The 14,511-nt window shown below is 36.7% G+C and carries 16 protein-coding genes; 4 read left to right on the top strand and 12 right to left on the bottom strand.

The features are described 5' to 3' along the window. The first annotated feature begins 180 nt into the window (after nucleotides 1-180). The 4 genes from BLV53_RS15605 to BLV53_RS15620 are packed head-to-tail and all read left to right on the top strand — an operon-like array spanning nucleotide 181 to nucleotide 4,984. Nucleotides 181-1,026 (top strand): restriction endonuclease subunit S, encoded by an 846-nt coding sequence (locus tag BLV53_RS15605; protein WP_242879125.1) that lies wholly within the window; start codon nucleotides 181-183, stop codon nucleotides 1,024-1,026. A 55-nt stretch (nucleotides 1,027-1,081) separates the two neighbouring features. Then, nucleotides 1,082-2,986, top strand: a complete 1,905-nt coding sequence (locus tag BLV53_RS15610; RefSeq protein WP_090302564.1) for a tyrosine-type recombinase/integrase — start codon at nucleotides 1,082-1,084, stop codon at nucleotides 2,984-2,986. Further along, entirely contained in the window at nucleotides 2,979-3,956 is a 978-nt protein-coding gene (locus tag BLV53_RS15615) for a tyrosine-type recombinase/integrase (RefSeq protein ID WP_090302566.1), read from the top strand. The genes BLV53_RS15610 and BLV53_RS15615 overlap by 8 nt, the downstream gene beginning before the upstream one ends. Further along, nucleotides 3,953-4,984 (top strand): tyrosine-type recombinase/integrase, encoded by a 1,032-nt coding sequence (locus tag BLV53_RS15620; RefSeq protein WP_090302568.1) that lies wholly within the window; start codon nucleotides 3,953-3,955, stop codon nucleotides 4,982-4,984. The genes BLV53_RS15615 and BLV53_RS15620 overlap by 4 nt, the downstream gene beginning before the upstream one ends. A gap of 22 nt (nucleotides 4,985-5,006) precedes the next feature. On the opposite strand, the gene BLV53_RS15625 is transcribed toward BLV53_RS15620, so the two are convergent. The 12 genes from BLV53_RS15625 to BLV53_RS15680 form a co-directional block, all read right to left on the bottom strand. Continuing rightward, the gene (locus tag BLV53_RS15625) at nucleotides 5,007-5,726 is read right to left on the bottom strand and encodes a PDDEXK nuclease domain-containing protein (protein WP_242879126.1); all 720 of its coding nucleotides are present in this window, start codon (nucleotides 5,724-5,726) and stop codon (nucleotides 5,007-5,009) included. A gap of 621 nt (nucleotides 5,727-6,347) precedes the next feature. Continuing rightward, nucleotides 6,348-6,641 carry a tyrosine-type recombinase/integrase gene (locus tag BLV53_RS15630; protein ID WP_090302572.1) on the bottom strand — a complete coding sequence of 98 codons (294 nt, stop codon included), beginning with the start codon at nucleotides 6,639-6,641 and terminating at the stop codon, nucleotides 6,348-6,350. Between the two features lie 624 nt (nucleotides 6,642-7,265). Then, the gene (locus tag BLV53_RS15635) at nucleotides 7,266-8,519 is read right to left on the bottom strand and encodes a tyrosine-type recombinase/integrase (RefSeq protein WP_090302575.1); all 1,254 of its coding nucleotides are present in this window, start codon (nucleotides 8,517-8,519) and stop codon (nucleotides 7,266-7,268) included. Nucleotides 8,520-8,544: 25 nt separating this feature from the next. After that, entirely contained in the window at nucleotides 8,545-8,724 is a 180-nt protein-coding gene (locus BLV53_RS15640) for a MerR family transcriptional regulator (RefSeq protein WP_090302577.1), read from the bottom strand. An 87-nt stretch (nucleotides 8,725-8,811) separates the two neighbouring features. Continuing rightward, a complete protein-coding gene (locus BLV53_RS15645; protein ID WP_028246809.1) occupies nucleotides 8,812-8,991 on the bottom strand; it encodes a helix-turn-helix domain-containing protein in 180 nt (59 codons plus the stop codon). Next, nucleotides 8,973-9,356 (bottom strand): type II toxin-antitoxin system PemK/MazF family toxin, encoded by a 384-nt coding sequence (locus BLV53_RS15650; protein WP_090302579.1) that lies wholly within the window; start codon nucleotides 9,354-9,356, stop codon nucleotides 8,973-8,975. The genes BLV53_RS15645 and BLV53_RS15650 overlap by 19 nt, the downstream gene beginning before the upstream one ends. Before the next feature lie 411 nt (nucleotides 9,357-9,767). Further along, entirely contained in the window at nucleotides 9,768-10,283 is a 516-nt protein-coding gene (locus BLV53_RS15655; protein ID WP_072919459.1) for a sigma factor-like helix-turn-helix DNA-binding protein, read from the bottom strand. Between the two features lie 319 nt (nucleotides 10,284-10,602). Next, complete coding sequence (locus BLV53_RS17145; RefSeq protein WP_170830905.1) at nucleotides 10,603-10,761, bottom strand: hypothetical protein; 159 nt, start codon at nucleotides 10,759-10,761, stop codon at nucleotides 10,603-10,605. A 279-nt stretch (nucleotides 10,762-11,040) separates the two neighbouring features. Further along, nucleotides 11,041-11,562, bottom strand: coding sequence for a hypothetical protein (locus BLV53_RS15665; protein ID WP_090166054.1), 522 nt, complete (start codon nucleotides 11,560-11,562; stop codon nucleotides 11,041-11,043). Between the two features lie 151 nt (nucleotides 11,563-11,713). Then, entirely contained in the window at nucleotides 11,714-12,070 is a 357-nt protein-coding gene (locus BLV53_RS15670) for a helix-turn-helix domain-containing protein (RefSeq protein ID WP_090302583.1), read from the bottom strand. A 289-nt stretch (nucleotides 12,071-12,359) separates the two neighbouring features. After that, nucleotides 12,360-13,763, bottom strand: coding sequence for a GHKL domain-containing protein (locus BLV53_RS15675; protein WP_090302586.1), 1,404 nt, complete (start codon nucleotides 13,761-13,763; stop codon nucleotides 12,360-12,362). Further along, nucleotides 13,760-14,497: a LytR/AlgR family response regulator transcription factor gene (locus BLV53_RS15680; RefSeq protein ID WP_090302588.1), complete on the bottom strand. Its 738-nt coding sequence runs from the start codon at nucleotides 14,495-14,497 to the stop codon at nucleotides 13,760-13,762. Before BLV53_RS15680 ends, BLV53_RS15675 begins: the two co-directional genes overlap by 4 nt. Nucleotides 14,498-14,511: the final 14 nt, after the last annotated feature.

Here is a 14,511-nt window from a genome sequence, read left to right on the forward strand (position 1 = left end):
TCTTCCATAAAAGAACATCCTCCCTTGTGTGTATAGTTTTCGCAAACCAATACCTTATCACAAAGAAGGATGTTCTTTTATTATTTGTGTATATTTTCCGAGAAAATTTTTACGCTAGCTAGTTATAATTTACATTATGAGAAGTTCCAGGATGGGACTATAAAATGTATTGAGGACGAGTTGCCTTTTGAAATTCCAAATGGATGGGAATGGTGCAGATTACAAACGATTGCATCTGTATTGACAGATGGAACACATAAGACACCAACATATAGCGACAAAGGCTTTGTTTTTTTATCATCTAAAAATGTCACCAGTGGCAGAATAGATTGGAATAATGTCATGTATATTCCGGAAAGTCTGCATGAGGAACTATACTCAAGATTGGCACCACAAGTAGATGATATTCTTTTGGCCAAAAATGGAACTACCGGCGTAGCAGCAATTGTAGATAAAGATTGTGTTTTTGATATATATGTTAGTCTTGGACTGATAAGAATTGTAAATAAGATAATACTTCCAAAGTATGTTTTATATGCCATAGGTAGCACATTTGTACAGGATTATTTCAAAGGATCCTTAAAAGGAATAGGTGTTCCAAATCTTCACCTAGAACACATAAGAAAAACTCTTATACCAATTCCTTCAGAAAACGAGCAATCTCATATTGTAAAAAAGATAGAAGAAATCCTTCCATATGCAGAAGATATTAATAATCAAGTCGATGGACTTAGGTATTCTGTAGATTCAGCTAAATCAAAGATTCTGGATCTTGCAATTCAGGGGAAACTAGTTTCACAGGATCCTAATGACGAACCTGCATCAGTATTGCTTGAACGTATTAGAGCTGAAAAAGAAAACTTGATAAAACAAGGCAAACTTAAGCTCGACAAGAAGGAATCTATCATCTATAAAGGTGATGATAACTTTTATTATACGAACCCTATGTTTATACGAACTTTTCAGGAGGGCAACCGCTTTTTTACAGTATTCAAGCCTGAAAAGGTTCGTATAAACATATCGTGATAAAGTGTATCATCTTGTTTGTAAATAACCAATCTTATTAAGAAAGGAGAACAAGATGATACACTACGACACAAATGTTACTATTGTTCTTAACACCTTGTCAATGTATGGCTACGATGCTGATTGTATTGCTATGCACAAGGATTGTTTTGAACGGTTAGGAGAACACCTTATCAGAAAGGGGACGAACAATTTTTCCTCCGAGGAGGCTCAACATTGGTTTGATATGCAGAAATCATATCAAAGACTGCCTAATAATAAAAGACAGGCAGTTAGTCGGCTTTGTGATGTCTATGATATAGGACATGTTTCCGGAAGTCATATAAACATTTTTACCGAGCCGTCTAATGATTTTGCAAGTATCTTGGATACCTACCAAAAACATGTTGATTCATCCGATTACTGTCTTCCGTATAAAGATACTATCGACAGAGTTGTTCGGACTTTCTGCCAGTATGCTACGTCTAATGGGATTAGCTCATGCGCTGATTTCTCTTATACATTTTTGGATGAGTATGATTTGTTTATCCACGAAAGAGGATTTGAAATCACAAATACAGAGGGGCGTATATACAGTTTTCTCGATTTCCTTGTGAAGAGCAATCTTGTCACTCCGGGGTATGCCCTGTATATGCACTATGTTCAAAAAGGAGCCGGAAGAAGAATCACGTCTCTTAACGAGATGCAGGAAGAAACACGGACTATTGTGGAATCTCACCGTGCTGAAAGCATGTGTTTCCCCGCACTTGATTTATACAACAGCATTCCGGATTTTTGCTGCACATTGCAGAGCAAGATGTATTCGGATTCCGTTATTGCTGTTTCCAGGCGTGCACTGACGCTGCTCTATCTTTTTCTAAACAGGGAAGATCTTGGTTATGATAAGGTAATCGCCGAACAGTGGCATGAATCCTTTGGAGCCAGAGTTTTTCAATCAGACAGAAACAAAGCCCGGCGTGCTCTTGAAATATATGATGATTACACGCATGAGGGAGACATTGTTTTTACAAAACGGTGGAAAGGGCATAAAACAAAGGTCTATGACACCCTGCCCCAGTGGTGCAAGGACAGCATAGATCCTTTTCTGAAAATGAAGGAAAAGGAACAGTGGGATGAATCCACAGTAACAATGTACGAAACAGCCATTGTCCGTTTCAGTAAATATCTTGTGTTGCAAGGTTTGACATCTTATTCAGATTTGACACCGGAAATAATAAAGCAATTCCATGTCCAGGACGAGCACACCACACCCGAGGCAAAGAATGCTTACAGGTGCAGAATAATCAAATATCTTGAATGGATGGAGCGCAAAAAGGCGTTACCTTATGGCATTAGCAACGCCCTTCCCCGCGTAGCGACCTCGGGAGAACGAATTATAGAGGTTTTAAGCGAAGATGACCTGCGCAAGATTGAGGAGCGTCGTAAACAGGCATCTACTCCCATACAACTCAGGGATGCCGCTATCATACAGTGTGGACTGGATCTTGGTTTCAGGAGTTGTGATATTGTTGCCCTCAGGACTTCCGATATACGGTGGAAAGACAAGCTTATCAGGATAATACAAGACAAAACTGAGGTTGAGCACTGGGCTCCCATGAGCAATTCTGTTGGAAACGCGCTTTATAAATACATAAAGGAAGGGCGTCCAAAAGTAGAAGGGGAGACACATGTTTTCCTTAGTATGGTTACTCCATTCGGACCTATAACAATATACTGTTGCGAAGATGCCATGAAACGGTATGGTTTTTCAACCCGCAAGTTCCATTCTGTACGGAGAACCTTTGGCACGAACACCATGAAAAGCGGAGCCACAATAGATGAGACTGCCAATGCGTTAGGTCATACGGACACGGGAAATGTACATAAGTACACCCTGCTAGATCAAGAAAGAATGCAGATGTGCTGCCTTACCTTGGAAGAAGCCGGGATCCCTCTGAAGGGAGGTGACCAGCATGCCTGAAAAATATAATTACAGTAGTTCCATCGGGCATCATATCCAAGGATTTATTGATGAAAAACAGGCATCAGGATACAAGTACTATAACGAATCCAAGTGGATGGAAAAATTTGATGCTTACTGGCAAAACCATAATTATGGCGATACCGGCCTGACACAAGCGAACCTGGAAGAATGGCTTAGGAAAAGGGAGACTGAAGGAGCCGGATGCCTGATGCACCGCACTTCGATAATAAGGGAGTTCTCACTCTATCTCAATGGGCTGGGAATACCCAGCTATTATCCCTCAATAGAGGTGCGTTATCCAAAACCGCCGGCGTATGTTCTTACCGATGAGGAACTTAAGGCATTCTTCCATCAGGTAGATAATTTCGTGCCAAGGAAGGCTTCCAAGATGTCATCCCGAATGGCAAACGAATATCCAGTACTGTTTCGCCTGATTGCCTGCACCGGACTCCGAAACTCCGAGGCCTCCCATCTGTCCATAGAAAATGTCGATTTTGAGAAAGGATGTATTGAAATACTTAACGGAAAGGGGGATAAAGATCGGATAGTATACCTCTCCGAAGATTTACTTGTTATATGCCGGGATTATTATCGATACCTTTGCGAAGAACTTGGAATGAATCCCATATGGCTTTTCCCGGGAAAGTTTCCTGACAAGCCTGTTAATAGTTCAACTGTAAGTGATCGGTTCACAAAGTTCTGGAACAAGACTGAATTCAAAGGCAAAACTGCCCTTAAGCCGTGTGTCCATTCACTGCGTCATACAATGATTACTCGGAGAATTAATCTATGGGTAAAGCAGGGAATTAGCTTTGAACAGATGATGCCATACTTGTGCAAGTTCCTTGGACATAAGACTTTCAGCGATACATACTACTACTTCCACTACATTGAAGATAGCGCGCGAATCATCCGGGAAAAAGACTCGACAATCAGCAAGGTAATTCCGGAGGTGGTACGCAGATGAAAAAAGAAGAATTCAGCCAGCTTTTTTTCTCAAGAACCTATGATTATTTGAATGTATACCTTCCAAAACATAAGGACGGATCCGATTATACCAAGAGAACATACCGTATAGCCCTGAAGGAATTCAAAGATTACACGAACAATGTGAAAGGGATAGCGACTGGGAAATTTCTTTTTGTTGACTGCACATATGACTATCTTCTTGATTACAGGAACTACCTTCATGATATAAAGCATCGAAAGGAGTCTACGGTTAACACCAAAATGGCTGCCATAAAGTCCTATGTCGGATATGCTTCATCTAGGGACACCTCATTGTTGCAGGTTCATCTGTCCATAGAGCGTGTTCCCCTGTATGTCAAACCAAAGGTACAGCAACCAATAATTGATGATGCGAATTCCCTCGGCGCAATCCTAAGTATGCCAAAGAATACGAGAAAAGGCATGAGGGATACGGTTATGATGTCAATGCTTTACGATTCAGGTATGCGCATCTCAGAGATGAAAGACCTGCTTTTGAGGGATGTTGAGGTGAGTGGAAACCAGATAAGGGTTCTGATTCATGGCAAAGGACAAAAAGAACGCATTGTTTATCTGGATGAAAAAACAACTGCATTAGTACAGCAATACCTTGAGGAGTACCATCCCGACAGGAGGTTATCTCTGCCGTTTTTCTATACAGAATCCCATGGTCAGAGGCACTCTATGAGTGTAAGAAACTATGAAAAGCTGATCAGGAAATATGCCGACAAGGCAAGGGCAGACGATCATCCTTTGCCGGATTCAGTATCCCCGCATACATTCAGAAGAACTAGGGGAACAAATCTTTACAGGGACGGAGTTGATATATCGGTAGTTTCAGGACTGCTTGGACATGCCAATATACAGACAACTAAAGATTACTATACTTCTCCTTCTATGGAACAGTTACAGGCCGTTGCTAAAAAAAGAACGGAAATGATCCCAGACGAAATCCAGATGTGGCCTGATGATGAGGAAGAACTTGCCAAGGAGTTAGGATTAAAGTAGCATAAACTTTATACGAACTTTTTCAGGCTGGAATATCGTAAGTAAACGATATCCTACCTGAAAAGTTCGTATAAACATAGGGTTCGTATAACAATAAAAATTTTTGCAAATGATCAATAAGCGCCTGCTCCAATTCAGATTCGTAAAAATGTTCATTTGCCGGCAAATCCAAGAATTCTAGTACATAAGGATCCTTAATGATTTTTTCATATTCTGGTTTTGGCTCTAATTCATTAATTTCTTCTGAAACGCTTTTCTTATCTTTACTAGCTATAATCCTTTGATAATAAAAAGAATTAATCTGTCTATCCAGCTGTCTAGAACTCCAACCACATTTAACAGCCTCTTCAAGATAAAAGTCGCGTGCTTCTTTATCTTCCACACGCATAAGGCTACGATAATGAGTCCAACTTAATTCCGAACGCAGTGCGTTCGTATTTTGAAAAGATAGATAAAACTGTCTCATCAACTGCAGATTTCTCTCACTAAACCCCTTACCAAACTCCTTAGTCAGCTTTTCTGCTAAATATTTTAATAACTGCTTTCCGTACTCAGCGCGTTCGTTTTCTCCACAAGCATCATAAATCTGCTTGCCAATATTCCAATAGGCAATAACCATTGCAGAATTAACCGCAGCAGTAACTTGCTTCTGCGCAGATACAACGTAGCCACGAACAGCCTTATATGTTTCTTCGCTAGCCACCTCGCCTTTACTATTTAAAATCATTTCATTCTTTTTCATGATTATTACACCTTCCGTAGTAATTTTAACTTCACTTAGATAAAATCCATTTTTTTAATATCGCTGCCTACAATTATAACGAAATAATTTATTAATTTCATCATACTATATATGTCTTCAAATTTTATGCCTGGATTTAAATTGCTGCTGTTAGCATTAATACGATATTGTAATATTCACCAAAATCACCCGATTCATCTTATGGGAAGCCTCTCATAATTCATCTACAAAAATACTTAATTCTTTCAAAACACTCTCCTAATAAAAATGGCGGGGAGTCTCCCCGCCTAATAGGTTGGACCTGGGTCTTTCGACCAGCCCAGAAGCATCACTGCTTCTTCTTGTTAAGATGATAACATCAAAAAACTACAAATTTCAATATATATTTCATAGCCTATGGCCTTAGCTTTTCGGGAATCCCTATAGTTGATGGTTTATAAGATTGTTCAACAATCCGGTTTTTGGATTTTTATTTTTACTTCTCCAATTAACCAAATGAGACAACCTTTCTGCTATCAAGAACAGCCTTCCTAAAGCTATCTTCGATATTGATTTCCTTTTGCTGCTCTATATCAAAATAGTAATCATTAAGAGCACCCAGAGCCTCTTCCTTTTTATCTTCTAGTACATGAGTATAAAGGTGTTCATAGTCATATCCAATGTTGCATGACCTAGAAGAACCTGAACTGTCTTTGGTGGTATACCAGCTTCAAAACATCTAGTTGCAAATGTATGCCTGAAACAATGTGGTGACACACGTTGAAACTTCTCTCCTTCATCTCGACTGTAATTAATCTCATTAACTATTTTATCCATTGCATCAATTACAGTCTGATCACATAATGGCCAGCCATTTCTCGATACAAATAGGACATCCTCAAAACCTATGAGAGGCTTTGCCTTTGGTCTGGACATTATATTATTTCGTAGAATAAATTGTTTCTTTAATGCTTTCTCGCATGCAGAACTTATTGGAATCTCCTATAAAAATGATAAATTCACCCTAAAAAAAGGGCAAAAAATAAGAGCAATTACTCTATTGAATAATTGCTCTATGTACTGATTAAATTGTGTATTTTTCGTACACCATTTGCGACATGGCTATACACCATTTTTACACCATTTTTTTATAAGGCCCCTCGAAGAAACGTTGATTTTTAGCCATTTTTACACCAGGTTAAATCAAACTGATTAAAGCTATATCAAGCGATATAAAGTGAATTGTATATAAGTTCAAACCCGCATAAATCCGCTATTTTTCGCTAATCTTATTCCACTCATAAGGTGTGTTCTGGTATACGTAGTAACTTGGGCAGTGAAAAATTTTATGGTCCTCAAAGCCCGTAAAATCAACGGTTTTAAATGGTGTGGTTTTCTTCCACGCCATTTTTACACCATTTTTTTGTGTCTATTTTTCATTAGTATACACCATTTTTTCTTTAAAAAAATGCCCTGATTTTTCAGGGCAAATTGTTATAACTTGGTATATCTTATTGTTCAACCATCTATTTCTTGGATTTTTGCTTTTTACTTCTCCAATTAACCAAATGAGACAATCTTTCTACTATCAAGGACAGCCTTCCTAAAGCTATCCTCTATATTGATTTCCTTTTGCTGCTCAATATCAAAATAGTAATCATTTAAAGCAACTAGAGCTTCATCCTTTTCATCTTCTAACACATGAGTATAAAGATTCATTGTCATATCCAAGGTTGCATGTCCCAAAAGAATCTGAACCGTCTTTGGAGGTATACCAGCTTCAAAACATCTAGTTGCAAATGTATGTCTGAAACAATGTGGTGACACACGCTGAAACTGTTCCCCCTCATCTCGACTGTAATTAATCTCATTAACTATTTTATCTAGTGCATCAATTACAGTCTGGTCACATAATGGCCATCCTTTCCTTGATACAAATAAAATATCCTCAAATCCTTTCAGAGGCTTTGCCTTACGGCTGGACATAATATTATTTCGTAAAATGAACTGTTTCTTTAATGCCTTCTCACATGCAGAACTAATTGGAATCTCCCTATTGCTTGTCGTAGTTTTAGGTGGACCTAAATGAAAACTTCTCTTTTCATCTCCCTCTAACTTTCTATATGAGAGCGTTTTATTAATTCGAATCTTTTTTGCCTTTAAATCAATATCATCCCACGTTAGTGCACATATTTCTCCAATTCTCATACCAGTATTTACTGCTACAACAAATAGATTGTCAAAATATGTACCTTTAGAACATTCAAAGAAAGTAATTTGTTCCTCTTTAGAAAATACTCTTCTCTCAAAATGATCTTTTCTTATAACACGAACTCCTTTTGCAGGATTCTTAATGATCAAATCATCCATAATTGCCTTATCAAACATATCTGTCAACATTATTTTCACCCTGCTTTGTGTAGAATATCCAAGCCCATCAGCTTCAAGCTTATTAATTAATCTCCTAACATCCGAAGTTTTAATTTCGTTAAGTTCATAATATCCTAAGAAAGGTTTTATATGCTTTTCAAAAACTAATATATAACCTGCTTTGGTTCCAATTCTAACTGCGTTATTTTTATATACATCAAGCCATTTATCAAACCACTTACTTAATGTAATTTTTGATTCCGTAATAACACGATTTTCTTCATCGAATTTAGCAACCTTAAGTTTTTGCCTTATATCATTAATAGTAGATGCATACAAAGATCTTCTAACTCCATGTTTATCTACATATCTAGCTGTATAAGAGCCATCTTTTCTTTGGCTAATACCTTTGCCTAATTCCCGGCCATTCAAGCTTTTTCCCATTTATTTCACCTGCTTTCTTCTGCTCTTAATATTTATCGCATTCATTGGCTAGCCATTCATCTAATCTAACCTTATAAACAAACCATTTATTTCCAATTTTTAGGCTAAATCCATTATGTGGCATTTTAACAAGTTCTAATGCCTTGTTTTCACCTATCCCCAGATATTCTCTAAACTCCTGCAGATTTAATAAGACTTTCTCCATAGCATTACCTGCCTTCATTATTATTTAACCAGCGCTTGTTATGTCTTAATTAAAATCCACTCCAATTGAATCGTCTAGGATGCCGATTTAGTATTTATCACATTCATCAGCTAACCACTGATCTAATCTAGCTTTATTTACAAACCACTTATTACCAATTTTTAAGCTAAACCCATTTCTTGGTTGCCTTATCAACTCCCTGGCTTTGGTTTCCCCAATTCCAAGGTATGAGCAAAATTCTTCTACTGTTAATAATGCCTTTTCCATTTATTCTTATCCTCCACATAAAAACCTAACTGAATTAGCATCTTAGGATTAACAAACTTATTCATAAAACTTTTGTCAAGAATGCCAAGCTTCTTAATCAGTTTTGACTTATCTATAGTAGTAATCTGTTCAGCCATAATCGCTGATTTTTCTGATAGACCATTAACGTCATCTAGAATTACATGTGTAGGCATTCCCTCACTTTTATGAATCTTTGTAGTGATAGGAAGCACTGTAACTGTAGGTGAAAAGATATTACCTTTATTATTTTGAACAATGAGCACTGGTCTTTCGCCTCTTTGCTCAGAACCTAATCCTTCACCTAAATCTGCTAAATAAATATCTCCACGATGAACTACAAGCATAGAACTCCTCCTTTCCTCTTATGTAAAAAGAGCGTCTCCACATAGATATAAAGAAGACGCTCCATAATAATTCTTAATTGTAAGTATCTATTTGCCACGCACCCCGATACTACTCCGGGATTCAATCAGGCGGCTGCAACACAGCTCCATAGGTTCTATCCTCCCCGCGGTTCTCGCCGGGCCGCTCCCATTACGATAATTGTGGCTAAGCGGAAGTATCATTATACCTGCATGTATCATGGCCAGTTTGGTGTTACCAATTTTCCAGTGAGGCTATATCGCACATGGCGTACCTGTTGGGGCTCCACAATGCAGGAACGTACCTGATGAATGTATATTCAGTTGTAAGTTTCTAGTGAAAGATAAAATACCTTTCACTAGTTCTAACGAATGTCGGACAAAATATGCGCCCTAGAATAATTTTTTTATGTTTTCTATCGCCTTGGCTAATGTACGAGATACATTAGATTGATCTACACCTTCTATACGAGCTATTTCTTCCTCTGTAAATCCGTGATAAAAATACAACTTACATCTTCTTTTTTGTACTTCAGGAAGCTTCTCTATCATGTCCCTCAAAAACTCATAATCCTTTGAAATAGCTGGCTCATTTAATTCATACTTAGTCATCAAATCGTAATATGTTTCCTCTGTAACACTGTCTTCATATCCAAGAAATTCGTAAGTACGATAATTTCTCATAAGATGCTTACTTTCATTTTTATGGAAATCCTTAAAAGCTTTCCCCTGTTCAACGGAAAGAAGAATAACTGGGGAATACTTCAATAACTCATCTGCATATTTCTCCATCAGCTCATCCATAGAAAGATCAGATATAACAGCCCAAGTAACTCCACCATTCATACCTGGATATTCAAATTTAAGATTTATAAGTTCATATTCCTTGTTTTCATTATTGGTATTCATTTTTGACCTCCGAATTTTGAAAAATTAATAAGTTTCAAACTCGAAAGTCATGGGTATCGGCCTACATAGGTTTCCCACTCATGCATCCTTCATTACTCTCAGAGCTCCAGAAGGAAGCTAAAAAAGAGCAACAAAAAAAGACGAAGCAAAACAGAATATCTATCTAATAGATACTTCCTTCTGTTTTGCCCCGCCTTTCAATATTCAATGATATTCATAGCCGTGCCACAAACTCTTACTAGCCGCCTGCGAACTTGAAGCTCCAAGACTAATTCTTCGCTACCACAGTTAGCTCATTCTATGTAATTAAATATAAATCTTAAGATAATTCACTAAAAATAGTCATTCCCTTTTCGTCGACTATAACCTTCAGCCCTTTTTTGCAATATGGACAATTGTTTTCCATAACACCCTTAAGTCGTCTAATAATCACCTTACCGCAGCAGGGGCAATAGATTCTTTCGTGTAGATACATCATAACCATTTTCTCCTTTCCAAATTTCTTCACTCTCCCCTTCTGCTATAGCATTTAAAACCCTTGCGCATTAAGTATAATATCACAACCAGATTGTAGTGACCCATGACAATAATATAAACAATGTCTACTCGTTATCTAGCAAATATGTAAATGATTGCTAGATAATCCATAGCACTTCTACAACAACCATCTAAACAACTTCTAACAGATATATAAGCTCTATATAACGAACAAATAAAAGAATGCCCACGACTTAATAAGCCGTAGGCATATACCACACTATTCTGTATCTTCCTCTTCAAGCTTTGCAGCATATCGATACATCATAATACCAAAAAGCTTTATAGCTTCTCTTTTCTTGTTTTCAAGACTTGCAACTGAAAATCCTAATTCATTAGCAAGCACAACCATAGTCTTTTTATCCTTAGTCATATATCTGTTATTTAAAATAGATACATATATAGGACCAGAATTACCATAATCTTGCATTCCCTCTAACACATAATTCTTTGGTGCTTCCAACCATTCATATTCTGATACTTGCCAAAGCAACTTTCGTTGCATTTCTTTTGACTCTTCTATTGGTAACTTCATAATTTCCAAAAAGTCCTTACGCATCTGCCTTTTATTCTTTTCCTGATCAGATGCCTTAGTAATACTAGAAAGAATCTTTCCTGCTACGACACTACGACTGTACTGTTCTAACATCATTTTGGTAAGCTCGTAAGCTACCTTGGGATCAAAGCCCATACCTTCACAGATGATATTAATTCCTTCCTCATCTTTCGATTTTCTTCCCATTTCTCAAATCTCCGCCTTTCAAAACCTAATAACAAAAAAATCAAGGTAGCATCAACCACCTTGATTCATCATTTTATTATGTTTTTGAAAAAATCATATTATTTATACTGTCATTACTTCCTGTCGCTATTTTCAGATTCTCAAAATGGTTTCAGTTATTTATTTTATTAGATACTCTTCTTTTATCATCTACTGAATCTTTAAATGCCAACATTCCTGCCACATCCTCCGGAGAATCTCTATAAATATTAAGCCAAGCCAATTCATCATCTGATACATAAACAAGATGTTTATCACCTGTGAACTCAAAGAACTCACATTCAGATATTTCTAATCCTTTACACACTTTACATATTGATTCTAAGCGTGGAAGCCCTTCTGGTCTTGAATCTAACATACCATACAGAGTACTTTCTACCATTTCAGATTTACTTGCAAGATAATAGGGTGTCCATCCGCGTTCATCTAAATAATGATTTATTCTGTTTATAATATCAATTCTCTTCATGGAAGTCCGCCCCTCCTCTAAAATACTACTCCCTTATTTTAGAGGAATGATACGGTTCAATTAAGCATTTGCGTCGTAGTATTACTACGCTGCACCGTAGTTTGATAATAAAAAAGACGGTCACTAAGACCGCCTAGATATCACATATATATTTATATTTCTTGTTTTTTCGTACAATAACTTCATTTCACTACCTTTCATTTCTACTCATTAATATAACAATCATTAGTTCTAAAATCTCGATATTGTAGTGAAAAGTATTTTTTCTGTAACGAATGGTATCTTTATATTAAAACTGTGCTTTTAACATCACCGTATTCATGAATCTACCATTTTTTCTTTCAACTCTCATTGTACCATTATATCTATTAGCAATGGATTCAATATTCTTTAACCCCAGTCCATGCCAAAGCTGAGTTTCAGTCTGGTTTTTATTTTCATCGCTATAAGGGTTTTCACAGCAGATTATTATCACTGGACTCTTAGACAATATAGAAAAAGTTATAATCTTATCTACTCCGTCATAATCCTGCACCGCTTTAATCGCATTATCTAAAAGATTAGAAATAATAATCCCTATATCATATGCCTGTATTCCCCACGCATCATTAAAACCAACGGACATATTTATGATAATATCCTGTTTGTTAGCCTTAGCCATTTTGTCGTTTAATATTACATCGATGATTGCATTCCCAGTGTAGCTTACACTATCTATCTTAGAAATATCTACATCAAGGTTAGTTATATACTCAGCAAGTGCTTCATACTGACCGTCATCCACCAACGCTTTGATATTAGCAAAGTGATTAACTATTTCATGCTTCACACTTCTAACCTGCTCATTGACACGGGTTGTTTCTTGAAGTCGGTTTTCAAATGCTTCCTTTTCCAAATGCTCTGCGAAATACAATTGCTGAGTTCTTTTTGCCTCCTGGCTTTTAACGAAACGCAAAAGCGCTACTACCGTGCCAAGATATATTAACAATGCAAGAATCGGCAAAATAAATAAAAGCTCAGGTTTTTGTTCCATCAAAATGAAAGGAGTTCCATCAACAACAATTATGATTATGCTTATCATTATCCAAGTTATAAGAATTCCAAGTATATTGGGTACTAGCAGGTAAGCTAAATCATTCCAATCGATGGTCTCATAGCGTTTAATTATTTTTTTGATTGGTATAATTGCTAGAACAATGATGCAGACATACATTATTTCAACTGAAATCTGGATGATACCTGTTCTGACTTCAACATATTCTTCCACATTAGAAGCTGTCAAAATATCCTTCATCAAATAATCCGAATACCAATTTGTCAACGTATTAATAATGAAAAACGAAACTGACCTCAAACACCACCATAGGCTTATTACATAAATTGTTTCTGTAATATGATCCTTAAATCGTAAAAGTGAAAATGGCACTGCTACACCGATTATACCTAATACGCTTATCGGAAATGTTGTAGTTGGAATCTGCCATAGGATAAGTTGAACCAACATCACAATAATGGCCATACTCAGAAAATCTTCCTTCTTTACTGGTGTGGCACGTTTTCTGCTGTCGAAGTTATTGTTCACTGATTTTGCAAACAAATCCAATGGTATAAACAAATAAAAAAGATATAAGAACACTGCAACTTTTGCGATTATACCCAAATAACCAAAGACACTTAATAATACTTTAATCATAGTATATTCCCCGATTGATAATCCAAAAACGTATTTACGAATTCTTTGTACTTGTATTTTGAAATCGGTATAGTAGTTCCATTAGTCAATTCCACCGAACTTGAAGAGTAGTTGCTTACTTGTTCAAAATTTACAATGTAGCTGCGATGAATTTTGAAAAAACTTTTAGGAAGTCGTTCTTCAAGTTCTATAATCTTTGCGTAGGATTCATATTCTCCACTTCTTGTTACAACTCTAATCTTTCTTCCAATACTTTCAATATACAAAATATCTGATAGACTTACTAAAATTGTATTGCCATTAATTTTTATTTCCAGCTTACATGCTACATCCGCTGCACCTAAAGTTTCAATTTCTGACTCCGCTTGAATAAGAACCTCTCTGAGTGTTTCCTGCTTTAATGGTTTTACTAGATACCAAAACGCTCTGACGGAGAAAGCCTCTGGCATTCTTTCGGCTAGTGCTGTAACAAAAATAATTAGTGGTAATGTACTATGAGTTTTACTCTCTGCCCCTGCAGATTGACGCAGTTCCCTTACAAAATGCATACCATCTACACCATTACCTAAATCAATATCCATAAATAACAAATCAGTAGTATGTGTCTTTATGTATGCCTGTAAGCTGATAATATCTTGAACGCATTTAATCTCAACATCTGGCAATACACATTTAACCATAGCATCCAATTTATCACATGCTAGCTTTGAATCATCACAAATCACAATCTTCATATATTTCACCCATA

Origin of the sequence: Pseudobutyrivibrio sp. ACV-2 (assembly GCF_900107545.1) — a bacterium.
GTDB lineage: Bacteria > Bacillota > Clostridia > Lachnospirales > Lachnospiraceae > Pseudobutyrivibrio.